Here is a 20,664-nt window from a genome sequence, read left to right as displayed (position 1 = left end):
GGTGATCCACATGCCAGCGATCGTGGTCGTCGGAGCCCAGTGGGGCGACGAGGGCAAGGGCAAGGCGACGGACCAGCTCGGCTCCCAGGTCGACTACGTCGTCAAGTTCAACGGTGGCAACAACGCCGGCCACACGGTCGTCGTCGGGAGCGAGAAGTACGCGCTCCACCTCCTGCCGTCGGGCATCCTCTCGCCGGGCGTCACGCCCGTCATCGGCAACGGCGTCGTCGTCGACATCGAGGTGCTCTTCGAGGAGCTCGACGACCTCATCGCGCGCGGCGTCGACGTCTCGCGCCTGCTCGTCTCGTCCGCAGCGCACGTCATCGCGCCGTTCCACCGGACGCTCGACAAGGTCTCCGAGCGCTTCCTCGGCAAGCGTCGCATCGGCACGACCGGACGCGGCATCGGCCCGGCGTACGCGGACAAGATCAACCGCGTCGGCATCCGCGTCCAGGACCTCTTCGACGAGAAGATCCTTCGCCAGAAGATCGAGGGTTCCCTCGACCAGAAGAACCACCTGCTGGTCAAGGTCTACAACCGTCGCGCCATCACCGTCGACGAGACCGTCGCCGAGCTGCTCGGCTACGCCGAGCGCCTGCGCCCCATGGTCGCGGACACCTCGCTCGTGCTCAACCAGGCGCTCGACGCCGGCAAGACCGTCCTCTTCGAGGGCGGCCAGGCGACGATGCTCGACGTCGACCACGGCACCTACCCGTTCGTCACGTCGTCCAACGCGACCGCGGGCGGCGTGTGCACCGGCTCGGGCATCGGCCCGACGCGCATCGACCGCGTCGTCGGCGTCATCAAGGCGTACACGACGCGCGTCGGCGAGGGCCCCTTCCCGACCGAGCTCCTCGACGAGATGGGCGAGTACCTGCGCACGACCGGCGGCGAGTACGGCGTGACCACCGGTCGCCCCCGTCGCTGCGGCTGGTACGACGCCGTCATCGCGCGCTACTCGGCGCGCGTCAACGGCCTCACCGACTTCGCGCTCACCAAGCTCGACGTCCTCACGGGACTCGAGCAGATCCCCGTGTGCGTCGCGTACGACGTCGACGGGGTGCGCTTCGACGAGATGCCGCTCGACCAGTCGGACTTCCACCACGCGAAGCCGATCCTCGAGTACTTCCCCGGCTGGACCGAGGACATCACGGCTGCCCGCACGTTCGAGGACCTGCCCGCGAACGCCCAGGCGTACGTCCTCGCGCTCGAGGGCATGTCGGGCTCGCGCATGAGCGTCATCGGCGTCGGCCCCGACCGTGAGCAGACGATCGTCCGCCACGCGCTCGTCTGAGCCCCGCCGCGTGTGCGCGGCGCCCCTCGACGACAGATAGACGGAGCCCCACCATTCGATGGTGGGGCTCCGTCTATCTGTCGTGCTGCGGGGTGGGCCTCAGCCCTGGGCGCCCGTCGTCGCCTTGTCCTTGGCGCCGTCCTTCGAGCCGGCGGACGCACCGTCCGTGGGCTCGTCGGTCGGCTGCGGTGCAGGCTCGTCGTGGATGATGCGCTGCCAGATCTCCTCGGCCTCGGGGAGCCACACGACACGGTTCTTGTCGCGCGGGTCCGTGCCGAGCGGGAGCTCGGTGAACACGATGTTCTTCGATGGGGTGTCCTTGAGCGAGAACGCGAGGCCCGCGAGGGCCGACGTCGTGCCGAGGTCCGGGCTCGTGCTGATGGCCGCGAGCACCGACTTCACGACGCCGTAGAGCTTGGGGGAGTCGGTGACGAGGTTCTGCGAGAGGACCTGCTTGACCATCGCGTCGAGGAAGAACTGCTGGCGCGTGATGCGGGTGAGGTCCGACCCCTGGTTGAGGCCCATGCCCGTGCCCTTGCGGACGCGGAGGAACTCGATCGACGTCCGGCCGTCGAGAGTCTGCTTGCCCGCGGGCAGGTTGATGTTCGACCACTTCTTGAACCCGACGACGGGCTCCGGCAGGTCGACCTCGACGCCGCCGAGCGCGTCGACGACGTCGACGACGCCCGTCATCTTCAGAACGATGTGGCTCGTGATGCGGACGCCCGTGAGCTGCTCGACAGCCTTGACGGTGCAGGCCGCGGCGGTCTCGAGGTTCTGGGTGCTGCCGGCGCCGATCGCGAACGCCGAGTTGAACATCGCGTAGTCGCTCGCGTACGACGTGCCGCCGTCGCCCGTCGTGCACGCGGGCAGGGCGACCATGGAGTCGCGGGGGATCGAGACGACCTCGACGTGCTTCCGGTCGCCCGAGATGTGCACGACCATCGTCGTGTCCGACGCCATCGTGTCGGCCTTGCCGGCGATCGCCTCGTTCTCCGCGTCGCGCATGTCCGTGCCCATGACGAGGATGTTGAGCTGCTTGCCCGCGTACGGGTCGCTCGGGTCCTCGACGATCGTCGGACGGTCGGTGCCGAGCAGGCCGTCGATGTCCTGGACGTTGAGCGACCTCTGCAGGTCATGGTTGACCATCGCCGCGGCGGTCCCGCCGAAGGCGAGGACGCCCGCAAGGGTGAGACCGGTCGCCCGCAGGGCGCGGTGGTCGCGGCGGAGGCGGGCGTGGCGGACGAGGCGCGTAGAGGCGGGCACCCGACGAATCTAGTGGTCACGGCGGCAGCGGTGGCGTGGAACGGCCGGTGGATCGGGTGAGAGATCGTGAAGATGGCGTGCTGGCAGGGGATGGACGGCCTCGGCGCGGGCGCCGCGACGCCCGTAGGATTCCCGCGTGAAGATCCTCGTCCTGGGAACAGGTGCCCGCGAGCACGCCATCGTCCACTCCCTCGCGTCGGAGGGCGCGCACGAGCTGCACGCCGCGCCGGGCAACCCGGGCATCGCCGGGCTCGCGACGCTGCACGCGGTCGCGGCGACCGACGGTGAGGCCGTCGTGGCGCTCGCACGGACGCTCGGTGCCGAGCTCGTCGTCGTCGGGCCGGAGGCGCCGCTCGTCGCGGGCGTCGGCGACGTCCTGCGGGCTGCGGGCTTCCCGGTCTTCGGGCCGGACGCGGCCGCGGCACAGCTCGAGGGCTCGAAGGCCTTCGCGAAGGAGGTCATGGCGGCGGCCGGCGTGCCGACCGCGCGCCCGGTCGTGTGCACGACGCTCGCCGAGCTCGAGGCCGGGCTCGACGAGCTCGGCGCGCCGTACGTCGTCAAGGACGACGGGCTCGCGGCGGGCAAGGGCGTCGTCGTGACGACCGACCGTGCCGAGGCGCTCGCGCACGGTGCGGCGTGCCTCGAGGCGCGCGGCACCGAGGGTCGCGTCGTCCTCGAGGAGTACCTCGACGGCCCCGAGGTCTCGCTGTTCTGCGTGTCCGACGGGACGACGGTGGTGCCGCTGCAGCCGGCCCAGGACTTCAAGCGTGCGCACGACGACGACGCGGGGCCGAACACGGGCGGCATGGGCGCGTACTCGCCGCTGCCGTGGGCGCCTGCGGGCCTCGTCGACGAGGTCGTGCGGGACGTCGCCCAGCCGACCGTCGACGAGATGGCGCGCCGCGGCACGCCGTTCGCGGGCATCCTCTACGTCGGTCTCGCCCTGACGTCGAAGGGCACGCGCGTCGTCGAGTTCAACGCGCGCTTCGGCGACCCCGAGACCCAGGTGGTCCTCGCGCGGCTGCGGACGCCGCTGTCCCGCGTGCTCCTCGCGTCCGCGACGGGCACGCTCGCGGAGCTCGGTGAGCTCGAGTGGTCCGACGACGCGGCCGTCACGGTCGTCGTCGCGGCGCACGGGTACCCGGCGGACGCCCGCGCGGGCGACCCTGTGGACGGCATCGCCGACGCGGAGGCTGTGGACGGGGTGCACGTGCTCCACGCCGGCACTTCCATCGTCGACGGCGCGCTCGTCGCGTCGGGCGGGCGCGTCCTGTCGGTCGTCGGCGTCGGCAGCGACCTCGTCGCCGCACGCGACGCCGCGTACGCGGGCGTCGGCCGCATCACCCTGCCCGGCTCGCACCACCGCAGCGACATCGCGGCCCGCGCCGCAGGCCTCGGCGAGCCGATCACCGTGCCGGGCACCGCAGCGCCGAGCGTGCCGGGCGGCGGCACCGCACGCGACCTGCCGGGCTGGCGCCACGTGTACTCGGGCAAGGTCCGTGACCTCTACGAGCCCGTCGGCGAGCACGCGCTCGGCGACGTCGTGCTCGTCGTCGCCTCCGACCGCATCTCCGCCTACGACTTCGTGCTCGCGAGCGAGATCCCCGGCAAGGGCGAGGTCCTCACGCAGCTGAGCCTGTGGTGGTTCGCGCAGCTCGCGGACGTCGTCGACAACCACGTCGTCTCGACCGAGGTCTCGTCCGTCGCGGGCGGCGGTCTCGTGCCCGCCGAGGTCGCGGGGCGCGCGATGATCTGCCGCCGCCTCGAGATGTTCCCCGTCGAGTGCGTCGCACGCGGCTACCTCACGGGCTCCGGGCTCCTCGAGTACCGGGCCTCGCGCACGGTGTGCGGCGTGCCGCTGCCCGACGGGCTCGAGGACGGCTCACGCCTGCCCGAGCCGATCTTCACGCCCGCGACGAAGGCCGAGGTCGGCGAGCACGACGAGAACGTGTCGTTCGACGTCGTCGTCTCGAAGATCGGTGTCGACAACGCGGCGCGGCTGCGCGCGCTGACGCTCGAGGTCTACTCGCGTGCGGCCGAGCTCGCGCGCGAGCGCGGCATCATCCTCGCGGACACGAAGCTCGAGTTCGGCATCGACCCGGTGACGGGCGCGATCGTGCTCGGCGACGAGGTGCTCACGCCCGACTCCTCGCGCTTCTGGCCCGCGGACGAGTGGCAGCCGGGGCGCGCGCAGCCGAGCTTCGACAAGCAGCACGTGCGCGACTGGCTCGTGTCGGCGGCGTCGGGCTGGGACCGCGCGTCCGGCGAGGAGCCGCCGGCGCTCCCGTCCGAGGTCGTCGAGGCGACGCGCGAACGCTACGAGGAGGCGTACACGCGCCTCACGGGCGCCCCGCTCGAGCGCTGACACACGATGCGTCGACGGGCGACGCCTGCTGACGGACGATGCCCGCTGAGCTCGTCGCCTAGTCCTTCCACCGTGACCTAGTCCCGCCGACGCGACCTAGAACCCCTCGGGTTCTAGGTCGCGTCGGCGGGACTAGGTCGGCGTGCGTCGGGGGCCAGCGCGGGGAGCCGGAGTTCTCGAGCATTGTCCGGTTGGGGTTGTGTGGATGGGTCGCTGGGCGATATATATCTACCGTGACCCCGTTTCGGATGACCTCGCAGGCCTACCTGCTGCTGCTCGCGCTCGCTGACGGGCGGCAGCACGGCTACGGCCTTGCCGCCCGCGTGCGCGAGCTCTCCGACGGCGACGTCCGTCTCGGCGCCGGCACGCTCTACGGCAACCTCGAGCGGCTCCTCGGCGCCGATCTCATCGCCGACGACGGCGAGGAGGTCGCCGACGGCCGTGCCCGGCGCTACTACCGGCTCACCGACGACGGCCTCCGCGTCGCTCGGACGGAAACCCTCCGGCTCGCCGAGCTCGCTGCGCGTGGGCGTCGGGCGCTCGGTGCGTTCGGGGCCGACGGCGCCGTGGGCGGTGTCGCATGACCGGGGCGACGGGACCTGGGCCCGTGGATGGGGCGGGCGCGAGCCTCGACGGAGGTATGCCTGCGGGCGCGTCGGGTGCTGGCTCTGGATGGGGCGGGTCGCCGTCGTCGTCGGGCCGCTCTCGCTACGAGCGCTCCGTGCGGTGGTGGATGAACTCCTACCCGCGCCGCTGGCGCGTGACCTTCGGCGACGATCTCGTTGCGACCGCACTCGAGCTCGCCGAGCCCGGACGGCGACGGCTCGGCCTGCGCGAGGGCCTCGCGCTCGTGCACGGCGGCTGGGCGCTACGCCGCCGCGAGCGGCCGCCGTGGACCCTGCGGATGTGGGCCGGGTTCGGGATCCGCCTCGCGGAGCGGGACCGGGTCGCGCACCGCGCGTGGCTCGTCGACCTCGCGCTCAGTCCGTGGCTGCGGCTGCCGTGGCAGCTGGCCTTCTTCGTGCCGCTCGTCCTCCTCAACCTGTACGCGGGGCTGGATGGCGGGATGCCGTTCAACTTCGTGGCGGGGATCGTGCTTCCCTTGGCGCTCCTCGGGCCGTGCCTGGTCCCGGCCTGGGGGCGTCGCGTGAGTCGCTCGGCGTGGCGCACGTTCTTCCCGGGCGAGCCGGTCCCGGACCTGCTCGCCCGCCGCCCCCGCACCCCGCTCCGCTGACACGCGGCAGGGCCAGCGTTGCGGCCCATGCCGCGCGACCTAGTCCCGGCGCCGCGACCTAGTGCGGCAGAGCGACTAGGTCGCGCTCAGGTGACTATCTCGCGGAACGGGAACGTGGGTGCTGGGGGTTTGCTGGTTAGGTAAGGCGTGCCATAGTTAGGTGTGCCTTCCCCCATGGTTGCCCGGCGGCGGCGTGCCTCGAGCGCGTCCGCCTACCGCGCGTTCCCCGTCGTCGTCGCGAACGTCGAGCGGCTCTCGCCGTCCTTCGTCCGCGTGACGTTCATGGGCGCGGAGCTTGCGCGCCTCGGCCGCGCCGGGCTCGACCAGCGCCTCAAGCTCGCGCTGCCCGCACCCGACGGCACCCCGGCCCGCACCGCAGACTTCGACGGCGACGACTGGTACGCCCGCTGGCGTGCGACGCCCGTCGAGCACCGTAGCCCCATCCGCACGTACACGGTCCGCGCGATCCGCGGCGAGGGTGCCACGACCGAGCTCGACATCGACATGGTTCTCCACGGCACCGGCCCCACGGCCGGCCCCGCCTCCCGGTGGGCAGCCGACCTCACGCCCGGCACGACCGCCGTCCTCTCCGGGCCGGACGCCGACTGGGACGGTGACCCCGTCGGCCTCGAGTGGGCACCGCCCGCGGGCACCCGCCGCGTCGTCCTCGCGGGCGACGAGACTGCCGCGCCCGCGATCGTCGCGATCTGCGAGCAGCTCGCGCCCGGCACGGACGCTGAGGCGTTCGTCGAGATCCCCCTGCCCGACGACGCGCTCGACGTCACGCTGCCCGTGGGCGTGCGCCTCACGTGGTTGCCCCGCGTGCCCGGTCTGCCGACGACGACGCTCGGCGCGGACGCGTCGACCACCGTGACACCTGGCGCCGAACCCCGGGCCGGCGTCGTCCATCTCCCCGGCGGCACGACCGTCGCACCGCACGACGGTGCCCCGCTGCCGCACGGCGCGCGCCTCGACGCCGCCGTCCGACGCGCGATGGCCGCCCGCGCCGACGGGTGCAGTGTGTGCGCCGCGGGTCGCTCGTGCGGCCTCGGCCACGACCGCCTGCCCGACGTCGTCGAGGACGTCGACATCGACACGACCGTCCTCTGGGACACGCCGGCCGTCCGCGCCCTCACGGCCGCGGCCGCGACCGGCGTGGACGCCGCGACCGACCACCCCGTCGAGCCCTCAGGGGCCGCCGACGGGTGCTACGCCTGGATCGCGGGGGAGGCCGCCACCGTGCGCGACCTGCGCCGCCACCTCGTCCAGGACCTCGGCATCGACCGCCGCTGGGTGGCCTTCATGGGCTACTGGCGCCTCGGTCGCGCCGAGTGCTGAGGCGCACGACGCCCGCAGCCTGCATGACCCGCTCGACCCGCGCGGCGCTCGCGAGACGCGTACGCCGCGCCGGCGCACACGACGCGCCTCCCCACTCGACGAAAGGCATCACCCTCGTGACGAACTCACGCATCCGTTCCCGCCGCGCCCTCGTGGCCGCCGTGACCGGCCTCCTCGCGGCGACCGCTCTCACCGCGTGCACGACCGACGCCCCCGGCGGCACGACGACGACGACACCCGCGGCGCCGACGTCCGCGGACGCCGCGGCCTTCCCCGTGACGGTCCAGCACGTCTTCGGCGAGACGACGATCAAGGCCCAGCCGCAGCGCGTCGCCGCGATCTCGTGGGCCAACCAGGACGCGGCGCTCGCTCTCGGCGTCGTACCCGTCGCCATGCCTTTCGCGAGCTACGGCGGCGACTCCGACGGTCTCCTGCCGTGGGTGAAGGACGCGCTCACGGGCCTCGGCGCGCAGACGCCCGCGCTGCTCGACGAGGCCGACGGCTTCGACTACGACGGCCTCGCGAAGGCCGCGCCGGACCTCGTCCTCGGGGTGTACGGCGGCTTCGAGAAGGCCGACCACGACAAGCTCACGAAGATCGCGCCGACGGTCGCCTACCCGGGCACGCCCTGGGGCACGTCGTGGCAGGACCAGCTCGCGACGACGGGCAAGGCGCTCGGCCTCGACGCGAAGGCCGGTGAGGTCAAGGCGCAGATCGAGAAGAAGATCGCCGACGCCGTCGCCGCAAACCCGCAAATCGAGGGCAAGAGCTTCGCGTACCTGTCGTTCACGTCGTCCGACCCGTCGAGCGTGTACTTCTACACGTCGACCGACTCGCGCGTGCAGTTCCTCAAGGCGCTCGGCATGGTCGACGCGCCGAAGATCGCCGAGCTGTCGAAGGAGACCGAGGGGTTCTTCGGGACGCTCTCGGCCGAGCTCGTCGACCAGATCGACGCGGACGTCGTGCTTGCGTACGTCGACGACGCCGCGCACCTCGAGGCCGTGAAGAAGGACCCGCTGCTCGGCAAGATCCCCGCGATCCAGCGTGGGTCGTTCGTCGCGCTCGACGACCCGACGTTCAACCTCTCGACGTCGGCACCCTCGCCGCTGTCGGTCCCGTGGGCGATCGACGCGTACGTGCCGAAGCTCGTCGAGGCCGTCAGCAAGCTCGGCTGACCGGACCTCGATGACGACGACCACGCCCGCAGCGGCCGCACCCCTGGTGCGGCCGCTGCGCCGTGCGCCCGCGCTCGCCGCGGGCCTGCTCGTCGGGTGCGTGCTCCTCGGGGTGTTGGTCGTCGTGTCCGTCGGTGTGGGCGCGCGGCAGGTCTCGCCTGCCGACGCGTGGGCGGCGCTCACGTCCTTCGACCCGGAGAACTTCGATCACGCCGCGGTGCGCTCGCGCGTGCCGCGGACCGTCGTCGCGCTCGTCGTCGGCGCGGCCCTCGGCCTGGCCGGGACGCTCATGCAGGGACTCACGCGCAACCCGCTCGGCGACCCCGGGATCCTCGGGATCAACGCGGGTGCGAGCGCGGCCGTCGTCCTCGGGATCTTTGTCGCGGGCGTGAGCGACCCGCGCGGCTACGTGTGGTTCGCGTTCGCGGGGGCGGCGGCCGCGGCCGTCGTCGTGCACGTCGTCGCGTCCGCTGGACGTGAGGGTGCGACGCCCGTCAAGCTTGCGCTCGCGGGGGCATGCGTGACGGCCGCGCTCACGAGCCTCGTCACGGCGGTGCTCGTGACGCGCACGGACGCGCTCGACACGTTCCGCTTCTGGCAGGTCGGGTCGGTCGGTGGACGCGACCTCGGGCAGGTGGCCCAGCTCGCGCCGTTCCTCGTCGTGGGGGCGGTGCTGGCGCTCGCCTCGGGGCGGATGCTCGACGCGGCCGCGCTCGGCGAGGACGTCGCGCGCGGGCTCGGTCAGCACGTCGGGCGGGCGCGCGCGGTCGTCGGCGTGGCCGTCGTCCTGCTGTGCGGGGCGGCGACGGCGCTCGCTGGGCCCATCGCGTTCGTCGGGCTCGTCGTGCCGCACGTGGGTCGTGCGATCACGGGGCCGGACCACCGGTGGCTGCTGCCGTACTCGGCGCTCCTGGGGGCGGCGCTGCTCGTCGTGTCCGACGTCCTCGGGCGGGTCGTCGCGACGCCGGGGCAGCTCGAGGTCGGGCTCGTCACCGCGGTCGTCGGGGCGCCCGTGTTCGTCGTGCTCGTGCGTCGTCGCCGGTTGGCGGAGCTGTGAGCGCGGCCGCCGCCGCGCGTGACGCGGGGCCTGCGCCCGACGCTCGCCGCGCCTCCGAGCGCCCGGCGCCCGGCGCCGCCGTGGACCGCGTCCGCGCGGTCCGCACGCGCGGCCGACGCCGTCGTTCGACGGTCGCGGCCGTGCTCGTCGTCCTGGTGGTCGCGCTCGTCGTCGTCACGTTGACGCTCGGCCCGTTCCGGGTCGCGCTCGTCGACGTCGTGCGGATCCTCGGCGGGGAGCAGATCCCTGGCGCGACGTTCATCGTCATGGAGCAGCGCCTCCCGCGGCTGCTCGTCGCGCTCGGCGTGGGCGCGGCGTTCGGCGCGTCGGGCACGATCATCCAGACGCTCGTGCGCAACCCGCTCGCGAGTCCCGACGTCATCGGCATCACGGCGGGCGCGAGCGCGGCGGCGGTCCTCGGCATGACGGTCGGTGGGCTCGGCGCGGTCGCGGTCGCACCGGTCGCGTTCGTGGGTGCGCTCGTGACGGCGGCTGTCATCTACGTGCTCGCGCGGCGCGGCACGATCTCGGGCTATCGCTTCGTGCTCGTCGGTGTTGGCGTCGCGGCGGTTCTCAACGCGGTGACCGCGTGGGGGCTCACGCGCGCGGAGGTCACGGAGGCGTCGCGCGCGCTCGTGTGGATCACGGGCTCGCTGTCGCGTGCGTCGTGGGACCAGGTGCCCGTGCTGTGGGTCGCGCTCGCGGTGCTGCTGCCGCTCGCCGCGTTCGCGACGCTGCGGCTGCGTGCGCTCGAGCTCGGCGACGACGCGGCGGCCGGCCTCGGTGCGCGCGTCGAGCCCGCGAAGGCCGGGCTCCTCGTCGTCGCCGTCGCGCTCGCTGCGGTCGCGACGGCCGCGGCCGGGCCCGTCGCGTTCGTCGCGTTCCTCTCGGGCCCGCTGACCCGACGCCTCACGGGCGGAGGCGTCTCCCTCGGCGCGTCCGCGCTCACGGGTGCGTGCCTCGTCCTCGCGGCGGACCTCGTCGCGACCTCGCTCCTGCCGACGGCTCTGCCCGTCGGTGTCGTCACGGGTGTGCTCGGCGCGCCCGTCCTGCTGTGGCTCCTGGCGCGGGCGAACCGCTCCGGGGAAGGTGGATAGATGAACCACGCTGAGCACACGCTCGCGGCTGCGGGGCTGAGCCTCGGCTACGGGGAACGGCTCGTCGTCGACGACCTCACCGTGACGGTCCCGCCGGGGAAGGTCACAGTCGTCGTCGGCGCGAACGCGTGCGGCAAGTCGACGCTCCTGCGCGGGCTCGCGCGCCTGCTCGCGCCGCGCTCGGGGGCGGTGCTGCTCGACGGTGCGGACATCGCGAGCCGTCCGACGAAGGACGTCGCACGCGTGCTCGGCCTGCTGCCCCAGACGCCGATCGCGCCCGAGGGGATCACGGTCGCCGACCTCGTGGGGCGGGGACGCTACCCGCACCAGGGCTGGCTGCGCCGGTGGACACCCGACGACGACGCCGCGGTCGCGGATGCTCTCGCTCTCACGGGCGTCCTCGACCTGGCCGGGCGGTCGGTCGACGAGCTCTCGGGAGGGCAGCGGCAGCGCGTGTGGATCGCGATGACGCTCGCGCAGCGCACGCCCCTGCTGCTGCTCGACGAGCCGACGACGTTCCTCGACGTCGCCCACCAGGTCGACGTCCTCGACCTCCTCGCCGACCTCAACCGCGACCTCGGCCGGACCGTCGTCATGGTGCTGCACGACCTCAACCTCGCGGCCCGCTATGCGCACCACCTCGTCGCGATGAAGGACGGGCGGATCGTCGCGGAGGGTGCGCCGACCGACGTCGTGACGGAGGCGATCGTCGAGGAGGTGTTCGGGCTGCGCAGCCGCGTCGTGCCGGACCCGGTGACGGGCACGCCGCTCGTCGTGCCGCTGGGGCGGCACCACCGGGTGGTGTGAGACGGGACGGCTCACTGTGCGTCCTCCAGAGTCACCCTCCACCTCGACCGCAGCCTGCCCCTGCACCCCGGGGCTCGGCGAGACCCGGACGGGTACGAGCGCGCACGGCCGCCGCACGTCCTGGATGACCGACGGGCGGTTGCCCGGGTCCGCACGGCCGCGGCGGGGTTAGCGTGGACGGGTGAGCGTGCCCGACGTCCTGACCCCCGCGGTTCCCACGACCCGCGTCGGTCGCGCCGCCGCGCTGACGGTCCGGACGTTCCTCGTGCTCGCGGGCCTCCTCATGTCGGGGCTCCTGCCCGAGGCCCTCGTCGGCTTCCCGCTCGACGTCCGCTCGACGTACGTCTCCGAGCTCATGGCGGCCGACCAGCCGCACGGCTTCCTCGTGCGCGTCATCGACGGCACGGGGGCGGCGCTCGTCCTCGCCGCGCTCGTCGTGCTCGTCGCCGCGCACGGCCTGCCGGCGCACTGGTTCGGGTGGGCCGTCGCTGGGAGCCTGCTCGTGCTCGCGGTGGCGACCGTCGGCGACGACGTCGCGCGCCTCGACTGCGGCATCTCCCGGCCCGCGTGCATCGCGCTCGAAGAAGCCGGCGACGTGTCGTTCATGCACACGATCCACGGCGTGACGAGCACGGTCGCGGGCTTCGCGGCCTTCGCGCTCGCCGTCGTCGTCCTCGTCGGACGCGGGCGCACGTGGCGTGCCCCGGCGGCCTGGCCCGTGCTCGTGCCCGCGGCCGTCCTCCTCGGCACGAGCGGCGTCGTCGCCGCCGTCGGCCTCCTCGGCGGCGAGCCGTGGGGGCTCGTCCAGCGGCTCCAGCTGCTGTGCGTCGCGATGCTCGTCGCGACCTCCGGCCGGCATCTCCTCGAGCCCGAACCCCCGCGCGCGCAGCCACGTGACGAGCGCCCATGACCTGGGTCGTCCTGCCCGGCCTCGCGCTCGCGCCGAGCGACTACGCGCCGCTCGCCGCGGCACTCGGCGCGGACGGCACACCCGTGCACGTCGTCGACTCGTGGCGCGTCCCCGTGACCGGCCCGGTCGACGACGTGCGCGACGCCGTCGGAGCGAACGGCCCCGTCCGGCTCGTCGGGCACTCGGTCGGCGGCCTCGCCGCGCTCGAGTGGGCGCTGCGGCACCCGGGCGAGGTCGACCGGCTCGTCCTGCTCGACCCGACGTCGCCCTACGACGCCGACCCCACGCTCCTGCACCCCGGCCGCGCGGGTGCCCGCGTCGCCGAGAGGCTCGTCGAGCTGGGCGCGCGCGTCGCTGCAGGCAGCGGCCCGCGCCTGCGCAGCCTCACGCTGCGCGGCGGCGGCGTCACCAGAGACACGCTCGACGGCGACGAGGCCCGCCGCCGGCTCGGCACCCCCGAGGCGTGGCGGTTCCTCGCCTCCGAGTGGAGCGCGAGCTGGGCCCAGGTGCCGCGCGTGCGTCGCATGCTCGACGCCGGCGCGACCGTCCCCGCGACCGCGCGGCCCGTCCACGTCGTCGGCCTGCGGCACGCGGGCCGAGCGTTCCTGCGCTCGCAGGGCGAGCTCGCGTCCCGGGTCGGCTCGCACCGGCTCGCCGTGGCGGACGCAGGGCACCTCTTCCCGCTCGTCCACCCGCGGACCGTCGCGCGCATCGCGCTCGCGGACCGCTGACGCCCGCGCACCCGTCAGGCGTCGAGCGTCAGGCGTCGACCGACGCGCGCCGCAGCCGCGGGTCCGGGCGCGTGAACGGAAAGGTCAGCACGTCGCGGATCGGCGCCCCGAGGACGAGCATGACGAGCCGGTCCACACCGAGGCCGATCCCACCCGTCGGGACCATGCCGAACCCGAGGGCGTCGAGGAACTCGTCGTCGACCTCCATCGCCTCCGGGTCGCCCGCCGCCGCGGCGAGCGACTGCGCGGTGAGGCGCTCGCGCTGCACGACCGGGTCCGTGAGCTCCGTGTACGCCGTGCCGAGCTCGGTCCCGAACGCGACGAGGTCCCAGCGCTCCGCGAGCCGCGGGTCGTCGCGGTGCTGCCGCGTGAGCGGCGACGTCTCGACGGGGAAGTCCGTGTAGAACGTCGGCGCGACCGTCGACCCCTCGACGAGCTCCTCGTAGAGCTCCGTGACGAGCTCGCCCGCCGTCGCGCGCCGCGAGTGCTCGATGCCGTGACGCGCGCACAGCTCCGCGAGCACCGTGACGTCCGTGCCCGCGTCGACGTGGGTGCCCGTCGCCCGTGAGACGGCCTCGTGGACAGTGACGACCGGCCACGGGCCGTCGACGCGCAGCGTGCCGCCGTCCGGCAACGGCACGACGGGCTCCCCGTGGACCGCGACCGCCGCCGCGACGACGAGGTCCTGCGCGAGCGTGCGCATCGTCGTGTAGTCGCCGTGCGCCTCGTACGCCTCGAGCGCCGTGAACTCAGGGTTGTGCGTGCCGTCGACGCCCTCGTTGCGGAAGTTCCGGGCGATCTCGAAGACGCGCGGCACCCCGCCCACGCACAGGCGCTTGAGGAACAGCTCGGGCGCGATCCGCAGCGTGAGGTCGAGGTCGTACGCGTTGATGTGCGTCGTGAACGGGCGCGCGTTCGCGCCGCCGTGCACGCGCTGCAGGACCGGCGTCTCGACCTCGAGGTAGCCGCGTGCGGCGAGCGTCTCGCGCAGCGCCCGCACGGCCGCGGCGCGGGCCGTCACCCGGTGCAGGGCACGCTCGTCGAGCGCGATCTCGACGTGACGCGACCGCGCCGACACTCCTCCCGCACCGTGCTTGCGCGGCGGTGGCACGAGCGACTTCGCGGCCATCGTCCACGACCGCGCATGGACCGTCACCGTGCCGCGTGCGGTCCGCACGACGTCGCCCGTCACCGAGACGACGTCCGCGAGATCGACCGCCTGGCGCCACACCTGCGCACGGGCGTCCGGCCTGTCGGCCGTGAGCATGACCTGGACCTCGCGACCCTCCTCGCGCACGTCGGCGAAGATGACCCCGCCGTGGTCGCGCACGCGCACGACGCGTCCGACGACGCTCACGGCGAGTGTGTCCGGCAACGTGCCGACGGCGGCCTCGGCGGGGCCGCGCACTCCGGCGGTCGTCGCACCCATGAGCAGGGCGACGTCGGCGACGGCGACCGTGCGGGGCACCGCCGCGGGGTACGGCTCCATGCCCGCTCCCCTCAGCACCTCGAGCTTCGCGTGGCGGACCCGCTGCTGCTCGGAGAGCTGCGGCGCGACGACGCGCGGCTCGAGCACCTCGGCCTCGAGCGCACGCACCGCGTCGACGTGCGCGGGCGTCGCGACAAACCCCTGCCGGTGGCACGACCGCGACGGGAGGCAGAAGCACGAGGGCAGGCCCGGCACGAAGCCCTCGGCGAGGCCCGCCGCGAGGAGCACCTGCGTGAGCTGCGCCGGGTTGTCGTAGCAGAGCAGGCGCGGGCTCCACGCGGGCCGATACTTCTCGTTCGCGCGGTAGAGCGAGTCGAGCTGCCACCAGCGCGACGCGACGAGCAGGACGCGCCGGGCTACGCGCTGCGGCAAGGTCGCACCGATGCGCGCGCCGTGCTCGAACGTCTCGCGGAACATCGCGAAGTTCAGCGACACCTCGTCGACGCCGAGGGCCGACGACCGCTCGACGAGCGTCGTCACCATGAGCTCGGTGACGCCCGCCGCGGCGTCGGGCGAACGCCGCATGACGTCGAGCGACAGCCCGCGGCGTCCCCACGGGACGAACGTCAGCAGGCCGACGACCTCGCCCGTCGGCGCGTGCGCCGTGACGACGACGGCGCGCCCGTCACGCGCGTCGCCGAGGCGGCCGAGCGCCATGGAGAACCCACGCTCGACCTCCCCGTGCCGCCATGTGTCGGCCGCGGTCGTCAGCTGTGCGAGCTCGTCGGCAGGAACGTCGTCCTGGCGGCGCACGAGCACGTGGAGGCCGGCGCGCCGCGCGTGCTCGACCGTGCGGCGCAGCCGCCCCGAGTCCGGGTCGCCGAGCGAGAAGGCCCGGGTCCCGATGACAGCCTCGTCGCCCATGACGAGCGCCCGCAGCCCCGCCCGCGCGTACGCCGCGGCGCCCGCCTCGCTCGCCGCGAGGACCGCGGGCACCCACCCGTAGGTGCGGGCGTGCGCCTGCCAGAGCCTGATCGCGTCCGGCCACGCGTCCTTGGTGCCGAGCGGGTCGCCGGCCGCGAGGGCGACGCCCGCGACGACGTTGTAGGACACCGCGGCGCGGCCGTCGGCCGAGAGCACGACCGCCCGGTCGTCGCGCGTCGCGAAGTACCCGAGCGAGTCGCCGCGGCGGTCGCGCGCGAGCATCCGGCGGACCGCGAGCTCGTCGTCCGCGACGCGCGCCCCGTCGTGCGGCGCCGCGCGCATGAAGACGATGATCGCAAGGACGAGGAACGCTGCGGACAGCGCGCCCGACGCGAGCGCGAGCCACGCAGGACCGTGCAGGTGCGGGCCGGGGGAGCGGCCCGTCGCGACGCGCAACGACCAGACGACGGCGGACCCGACACCGTGCCCGTGCCAGACGACCGTCGTGAGCGTGAGGAACGTGAGGAGCGCGGACGTCGCGACGCCGCCGACGAGGACGACGAGTGCCTGCCACCATGCTCCGGGCGTGAGCCGTGCCGGGAACGCGTTGCGGGACGCGACGAGCATGACGACGATGCCGATCCCGACGACGCCCGGCACGAAGTGCCACGTCGGGACCGACCAGGTGTCCTCGACCGACTCGAACAGCGACGGGCGGAACCGCTGCAGCCCGAGGAGCACGAGGACGACCGCGAGCTCGAGGATCTTCGGCACCTGCCACACCCACACGACGAACCACAGGGCCGCGCGCTGCCCGCGGACGAGACCCGAGGCGACGACGGCGACGAGGACCGCCGAGAAGACGCTCGGGAACGTCGGCACGTTCGTCACCGAGAGCAAGCGCGCGATCGTGCGGACCACGGGCAGGTGCAGCGGCACCAGCAGCGTGGCCACGACGAGCCACACGGCGTACGCCTGGACGATGCGGCCGGTCCAGCGCGCGACGCCGTCGGCGGGCGCGGGGCGGTGATGGTGAAGCATGCGCGGTTCTCCTCGTCGGACCTGATCTGTCCGTCAGTGCACCATCCCATCGTGCCGCGAGGTCGCCGCGCATCGTCCCAGGCGACGATCTCACCGAGGGTCTCTCCGCCCAGGGTCGGACATGTCCCTCGCTCCGGGTCGGGGGTCGTCTCATGCCCCGGAGCGCGCTCCCGGCGTCCCGGGGAGGGACGGTAGAGTGGCCGCGAAACCCTCCCGACCGTCGGACGCACCGTCCGCGAGATCCTCAGGAGCACCCCGTGGGACGCGTTGTCGTCGATGTCATGCCCAAGCCCGAGATCCTCGACCCGCAGGGCAAGGCCGTCGTCGGGGCGCTGCCCCGCCTCGGCTTCACCCAGTTCACGAGCGTCCGCCAGGGCAAGCGCTTCGAGCTCGAGGTCGAGGGTCCCGTGACCCCCGAGATCCTCGCCGCCGCGCAGGAGGCGGCGGAGACGCTGCTCTCGAACCCCGTCATCGAGGACGTCGTCCGCGTCGCGGACGCCAGCTGATGGCCGCCGCGTCCGGCGCCCGCATCGGCGTCGTCACCTTCCCCGGCACGCTCGACGACCGCGACGCCGCACGTGCCGTGCGCCTCGCGGGCGCCGAGGCCGTCGCCCTGTGGCACGCGGACGACGATCTCCAGGGTGTCGACGCCGTCGTCCTGCCCGGCGGTTTCTCCTACGGCGACTACCTGCGCGCCGGCGCCATCGCGCGCTTCGCGCCCATGATGGACAAGATCGTCGACGCCGCCCACGGCGGCCTGCCCGTCCTCGGCATCTGCAACGGCTTCCAGCTCCTCACGGAGTCGCACCTGCTGCCGGGCTCGATGATCAAGAACAACCACCTGCACTTCGTGTGCCGCGAGCAGGTGCTCAGGGTCGAGAACGCCACGACCCCGTGGACCAACCAGTACACGGCGGGTGAGCAGATCACGATCCCGCTGAAGAACCAGGACGGCCAGTACGTCGCCGACGAGCGCACGCTCGACGAGCTCGAGGGCGAGGGGCGCGTCGCGTTCCGCTACGAGGGCGACAACCCCAACGGCTCGCGCCGCGGAATCGCCGGCATCACGAACGCCCGCGGCAACGTCGTCGGCCTCATGCCGCACCCCGAGCACGCCGTCGAGGCCGGCTTCGGCCCCGACTCCGAGCGTGGCGCCAAGGCCGGCACGGACGGCCTGCGGTTCTTCACCTCGGTCATCTCCTCGCTCGTCCACGCATGACCGCCGAGCACCCCGGCGCCTCGGCCGTCGGGGTGCTCCCTGCGGCCCTCACGCTCGACGACGTCCCTTGGGACGACGCCGACGGCGCGCGGTTGCGTGCCGAGCAGCAGGCGGAGATCGCCGTCCGCTACGGCCAGCACGACGACACCCCCTCGGACGACGACACCCCCTCGGACGACGACGCCCCCGGTGCCGACGACTCGGGGGAGGTCCCCGGCCCGACCGACGAGGCCGCGCACGGTGTCGACCCCGCCACGGTCGTCGCCGCGGTCCTGCTGCGCGTCGACGGAGAGCCGGCCGGCTTCGGCGCGCTCCGCGACCTCTCCGGCGCGGACGACCCGTCGGGCATCGTCCACGGTCCCGGGACCGCCGAGCTCAAGCGCCTCTACGTCGCGCCGGGCCACCGGGGACGCGGCCTCTCCCGACTCGTCCTGCGTGCCCTAGAGGCGCGCGCGGCGGCGCTCGGCGTGCGGCGCATCGTCCTGGAGACGGGCACCCAGCAGCCGGAGTCCATCGGGCTCTACCTCGGCGAGGGCTACCTGCCGATCGAGCAGTACGGGGAGTTCTGGGGCGAGCACGACTCCCGCTGCTTCGCCAAGGAGCTGCCGCTGCCTGTCACCGTCGTCCCGACGACCTGGGACGATCCCGCCGCCGTGGCGTTGCGCGAGCGTTTCCTCCGCGAGGAGATCGTGCCCGACTATCCGCACCTCGCCGACCTCATCGAGGACGGCGGAGGCGTGGCCGCCTTCGACGCGACGCTCGGCCGTCGCGCGGCGATCACGCTCGTCGCCCGCCGGGGCGGCGACGTCGTCGGCTGCGCCCACGCTGTCGAGCCCGGGCACGACGACGCGCCGGCCGGGACGCTCGACGTCGTCCGCGTCTACGTCGCCCGTGAGGCTCGGCGCTGGGGGGTCGCGCGCATCCTCATGACCGCGCTCGCAGCCGCCGCGCGGGAGCGTGGGGCGACCAGGCTCGAGCTCGTCACCGGTATCCGGCAGCCCGCAGCGGTCACCCTCTACCGGTCGCTCGGGTTCCGGCCCGCGTACCCGTCAGGAGCCCAGCGCGAGGATCCGACGGCGCTGTGGTTCGAGCTCGGCCTCTGAGCCGGGCACTGCGGCGGTCCGCACCGCATGGTTCGTGATCGCAGCACGTGAATCTCGTTTCAGACTCCTGCAAGGAGGCGTCGTCCCGTCCATCGCCGCAGGGCGGCCCGCGGCGGCGCACGCCTCCGAGGTGGAGACCGGCGCGCAGCCTCCGGGATCGTTGCGGTTCCGCGCTTCCTGTGGGATCTGCGTCGGCTGGGCGCCCCTGAACGCTGCGCAACGTTACGGCATCGTTGCAATCGATCGGCAAGGTCTCGCTTGAAAGGTCTTGCAGCGACGGCAACGCTCTGCCATATTGGTCGCGATGCGCCGTCGCACCCCGCACGCGACGGACGCCCCAGGGGCTGCCGCGCGGGAGCCGCGGCCCGAGACCATCGCAGAAAGGCATCACCAATGAAGGTGAACAGGATCGCTGTCGCCGCGCTCGCCGCCGGGAGCCTCGTCGCCACCGTGCTCACCGGCTGCTCCCAGAGCACCGCCTCGGACGACCCCACGACCACCGGCGCGACGACCCCCTCGGGGCCCGCCGCGACGCTCACGGTGTGGGTCGACGCCAACCGGGCCGTCGAGCTCCAGGACATCGCCGCGCGCTTCGAGGCCGACAAGGGCATCGCCGTCAAGCTCGTCCAGAAGGAATACGGCGACGTCATGAAGGAGGACTTCGTCAAGCAGGTCCCCACCGGCAAGGGCCCCGACGTCATCATCGGCGGCCACGACTGGCTCGGCCTCTTCGTCCAGAACGGCGTCGTCGCGCCGCTCGAGCTCGGTGACGCCGCCGCAGGTTTCTCCGACGTCTCCCTGCGCGCCATGAGCTACGAGGGGACGAGCTACGGCCTCCCCGTCTCGCTCGAGAACGTCGCCCTCCTGCGCAACACCGCCCTCGCCGACTCCACCCCCGGCACCTGGGACGAGCTCGTCGCCGCAGGCAAGAAGATCGTCGACGCGGGCGACGCCACCTACCCCGTCCTCGTCCCCTCCGGGCCCGAGTCCGACCCCTACCACCTCTACCCCCTGCAGACCTCGTTCGGCGCCCCCCTCTTCGGCACCGCGAGCGACGGCAGCTACGACCCCTCCCAGCTCCTCATCGGGTCCGAGGGCGGCGAGAAGTTCGCCGCGAAGCTCGTCGAGTGGGGCAAGCAGGGCGCCCTCAACACGAACATCACGGGTGACATCGCCCGCGACGAGTTCGCCGCGGGCAAGTCCCCGTACATGATCTCCGGACCCTGGAACCTCCCGACGTTCAAGGACAAGGGCGTCGACTACGCGATCGAGGCCATCCCGTCCGCAGGCGGCGGAGACGTCACCCCGTTCGTCGGCGTCCAGGGCTTCTTCGTCAGCGCCAAGTCCACCAACGCTCTCGCCGCGAACGAGTTCGTCGTCAAGTACCTCGGCTCCGAGGACGTGCAGCTCGCACTCTTCGAGGCGGGCGGCCGACCCCCGGCGCTCACCTCCGCGTTCGAGAAGGCCTCGGCCTCCGACCCCGACGTCGCCGCCTTCGGCAAGGTCGGACTCACCGGCGTCCCCATGCCGAGCATCCCCGCCATGGGCGCCGTCTGGAACTACTGGGGCGCGACCGAGGCCGCGCTCGTCAACGGCAAGGCCGGCGACCCCGCCACCGCCTGGGCCGACATGGCCACGAAGATCCAGAACGACATCGCCGGCTGACACGACCCG

17 protein-coding genes are annotated in these 20,664 nt (G+C 73.5%); 15 read left to right on the top strand and 2 right to left on the bottom strand.

From position 1 onward, the window contains the following. Window positions 1-10: 10 nt before the first annotated feature. On the top strand, window positions 11-1,294 hold the full coding sequence (locus G7063_RS13705; protein WP_166414889.1) for an adenylosuccinate synthase: 1,284 nt from the start codon (window positions 11-13) through the stop codon (window positions 1,292-1,294). Between the two features lie 99 nt (window positions 1,295-1,393). Here G7063_RS13705 and G7063_RS13700 read toward each other — a convergent pair whose 3' ends face one another. Further along, a complete protein-coding gene (locus G7063_RS13700; protein WP_166414888.1) occupies window positions 1,394-2,560 on the bottom strand; it encodes an LCP family protein in 1,167 nt (388 codons plus the stop codon). A gap of 136 nt (window positions 2,561-2,696) precedes the next feature. Here G7063_RS13700 and purD point away from each other — a divergent pair, with 136 nt between their 5' ends. The 10 genes from purD to G7063_RS13650 all read left to right on the top strand — a co-directional run bounded on the left by purD (window position 2,697) and on the right by G7063_RS13650 (window position 13,274). Further along, window positions 2,697-4,925, top strand: coding sequence for a phosphoribosylamine--glycine ligase (purD, locus tag G7063_RS13695; protein ID WP_166414887.1), 2,229 nt, complete (start codon window positions 2,697-2,699; stop codon window positions 4,923-4,925). Between the two features lie 248 nt (window positions 4,926-5,173). Further along, on the top strand, window positions 5,174-5,509 hold the full coding sequence (locus tag G7063_RS13690) for a PadR family transcriptional regulator (protein ID WP_166414886.1): 336 nt from the start codon (window positions 5,174-5,176) through the stop codon (window positions 5,507-5,509). After that, a complete protein-coding gene (locus G7063_RS13685) occupies window positions 5,506-6,159 on the top strand; it encodes a hypothetical protein (protein ID WP_166414885.1) in 654 nt (217 codons plus the stop codon). The genes G7063_RS13690 and G7063_RS13685 overlap by 4 nt, the downstream gene beginning before the upstream one ends. A 174-nt stretch (window positions 6,160-6,333) precedes the next feature. Beyond that, window positions 6,334-7,497 (top strand): siderophore-interacting protein, encoded by a 1,164-nt coding sequence (locus G7063_RS13680; RefSeq protein WP_166414884.1) that lies wholly within the window; start codon window positions 6,334-6,336, stop codon window positions 7,495-7,497. Between the two features lie 116 nt (window positions 7,498-7,613). Next, a complete protein-coding gene (locus tag G7063_RS13675; RefSeq protein WP_166414883.1) occupies window positions 7,614-8,672 on the top strand; it encodes an iron-siderophore ABC transporter substrate-binding protein in 1,059 nt (352 codons plus the stop codon). Between the two features lie 10 nt (window positions 8,673-8,682). Beyond that, window positions 8,683-9,729: an iron ABC transporter permease gene (locus tag G7063_RS13670; RefSeq protein WP_166414882.1), complete on the top strand. Its 1,047-nt coding sequence runs from the start codon at window positions 8,683-8,685 to the stop codon at window positions 9,727-9,729. Next, entirely contained in the window at window positions 9,726-10,826 is a 1,101-nt protein-coding gene (locus G7063_RS13665) for an iron chelate uptake ABC transporter family permease subunit (RefSeq protein WP_166414881.1), read from the top strand. The genes G7063_RS13670 and G7063_RS13665 overlap by 4 nt, the downstream gene beginning before the upstream one ends. Further along, window positions 10,827-11,633 carry an ABC transporter ATP-binding protein gene (locus G7063_RS13660; protein WP_166414880.1) on the top strand — a complete coding sequence of 269 codons (807 nt, stop codon included), beginning with the start codon at window positions 10,827-10,829 and terminating at the stop codon, window positions 11,631-11,633. A gap of 181 nt (window positions 11,634-11,814) precedes the next feature. Continuing rightward, a complete protein-coding gene (locus G7063_RS13655) occupies window positions 11,815-12,543 on the top strand; it encodes a DUF998 domain-containing protein (RefSeq protein WP_166414879.1) in 729 nt (242 codons plus the stop codon). Further along, on the top strand, window positions 12,540-13,274 hold the full coding sequence (locus G7063_RS13650) for an alpha/beta fold hydrolase (RefSeq protein ID WP_166414878.1): 735 nt from the start codon (window positions 12,540-12,542) through the stop codon (window positions 13,272-13,274). Before G7063_RS13655 ends, G7063_RS13650 begins: the two co-directional genes overlap by 4 nt. A gap of 28 nt (window positions 13,275-13,302) precedes the next feature. Here G7063_RS13650 and lysX read toward each other — a convergent pair whose 3' ends face one another. After that, window positions 13,303-16,668: a bifunctional lysylphosphatidylglycerol synthetase/lysine--tRNA ligase LysX gene (gene lysX, locus G7063_RS13645; RefSeq protein ID WP_166414877.1), complete on the bottom strand. Its 3,366-nt coding sequence runs from the start codon at window positions 16,666-16,668 to the stop codon at window positions 13,303-13,305. A 257-nt stretch (window positions 16,669-16,925) separates the two neighbouring features. On the opposite strand from lysX, the gene purS reads away from it, so the two are divergent. The 4 genes from purS to G7063_RS13625 all read left to right on the top strand — a co-directional run bounded on the left by purS (window position 16,926) and on the right by G7063_RS13625 (window position 20,655). Beyond that, on the top strand, window positions 16,926-17,174 hold the full coding sequence (gene purS, locus G7063_RS13640) for a phosphoribosylformylglycinamidine synthase subunit PurS (protein WP_102509941.1): 249 nt from the start codon (window positions 16,926-16,928) through the stop codon (window positions 17,172-17,174). Further along, the gene (gene purQ, locus G7063_RS13635) at window positions 17,174-17,887 is read left to right on the top strand and encodes a phosphoribosylformylglycinamidine synthase subunit PurQ (RefSeq protein ID WP_166414876.1); all 714 of its coding nucleotides are present in this window, start codon (window positions 17,174-17,176) and stop codon (window positions 17,885-17,887) included. Before purS ends, purQ begins: the two co-directional genes overlap by 1 nt. Continuing rightward, window positions 17,884-18,990 (top strand): GNAT family N-acetyltransferase, encoded by a 1,107-nt coding sequence (locus tag G7063_RS13630; protein ID WP_166414875.1) that lies wholly within the window; start codon window positions 17,884-17,886, stop codon window positions 18,988-18,990. The genes purQ and G7063_RS13630 overlap by 4 nt, the downstream gene beginning before the upstream one ends. Window positions 18,991-19,383: 393 nt before the next feature. Continuing rightward, window positions 19,384-20,655, top strand: coding sequence for a maltose ABC transporter substrate-binding protein (locus G7063_RS13625; protein WP_166414874.1), 1,272 nt, complete (start codon window positions 19,384-19,386; stop codon window positions 20,653-20,655). Window positions 20,656-20,664 lie beyond the last annotated feature (9 nt).

Source organism: Sanguibacter sp. HDW7 (genome assembly GCF_011300875.1).
GTDB lineage: Bacteria > Actinomycetota > Actinomycetes > Actinomycetales > Cellulomonadaceae > Flavimobilis.
Note: the sequence above shows the minus strand (reverse complement) of the source record. Positions and strands in the feature narration are given on the sequence as shown.

Coding starts and splice junctions, on each gene's coding strand:
- G7063_RS13685 (WP_166414885.1), top strand. CDS start 5,506: ATGACCGGGGCGACGGGACCTGGGCCCGTGGATGGGGCGGGCGCGAGC.
- G7063_RS13690 (WP_166414886.1), top strand. CDS start 5,174: ATGACCTCGCAGGCCTACCTGCTGCTGCTCGCGCTCGCTGACGGGCGG.
- G7063_RS13680 (WP_166414884.1), top strand. CDS start 6,334: ATGGTTGCCCGGCGGCGGCGTGCCTCGAGCGCGTCCGCCTACCGCGCG.
- G7063_RS13670 (WP_166414882.1), top strand. CDS start 8,683: ATGACGACGACCACGCCCGCAGCGGCCGCACCCCTGGTGCGGCCGCTG.
- G7063_RS13660 (WP_166414880.1), top strand. CDS start 10,827: ATGAACCACGCTGAGCACACGCTCGCGGCTGCGGGGCTGAGCCTCGGC.
- purQ (WP_166414876.1), top strand. CDS start 17,174: ATGGCCGCCGCGTCCGGCGCCCGCATCGGCGTCGTCACCTTCCCCGGC.
- G7063_RS13705 (WP_166414889.1), top strand. CDS start 11: ATGCCAGCGATCGTGGTCGTCGGAGCCCAGTGGGGCGACGAGGGCAAG.
- lysX (WP_166414877.1), bottom strand. CDS start 16,668: ATGCTTCACCATCACCGCCCCGCGCCCGCCGACGGCGTCGCGCGCTGG.
- G7063_RS13625 (WP_166414874.1), top strand. CDS start 19,384: ATGAAGGTGAACAGGATCGCTGTCGCCGCGCTCGCCGCCGGGAGCCTC.
- G7063_RS13650 (WP_166414878.1), top strand. CDS start 12,540: ATGACCTGGGTCGTCCTGCCCGGCCTCGCGCTCGCGCCGAGCGACTAC.
- G7063_RS13630 (WP_166414875.1), top strand. CDS start 17,884: ATGACCGCCGAGCACCCCGGCGCCTCGGCCGTCGGGGTGCTCCCTGCG.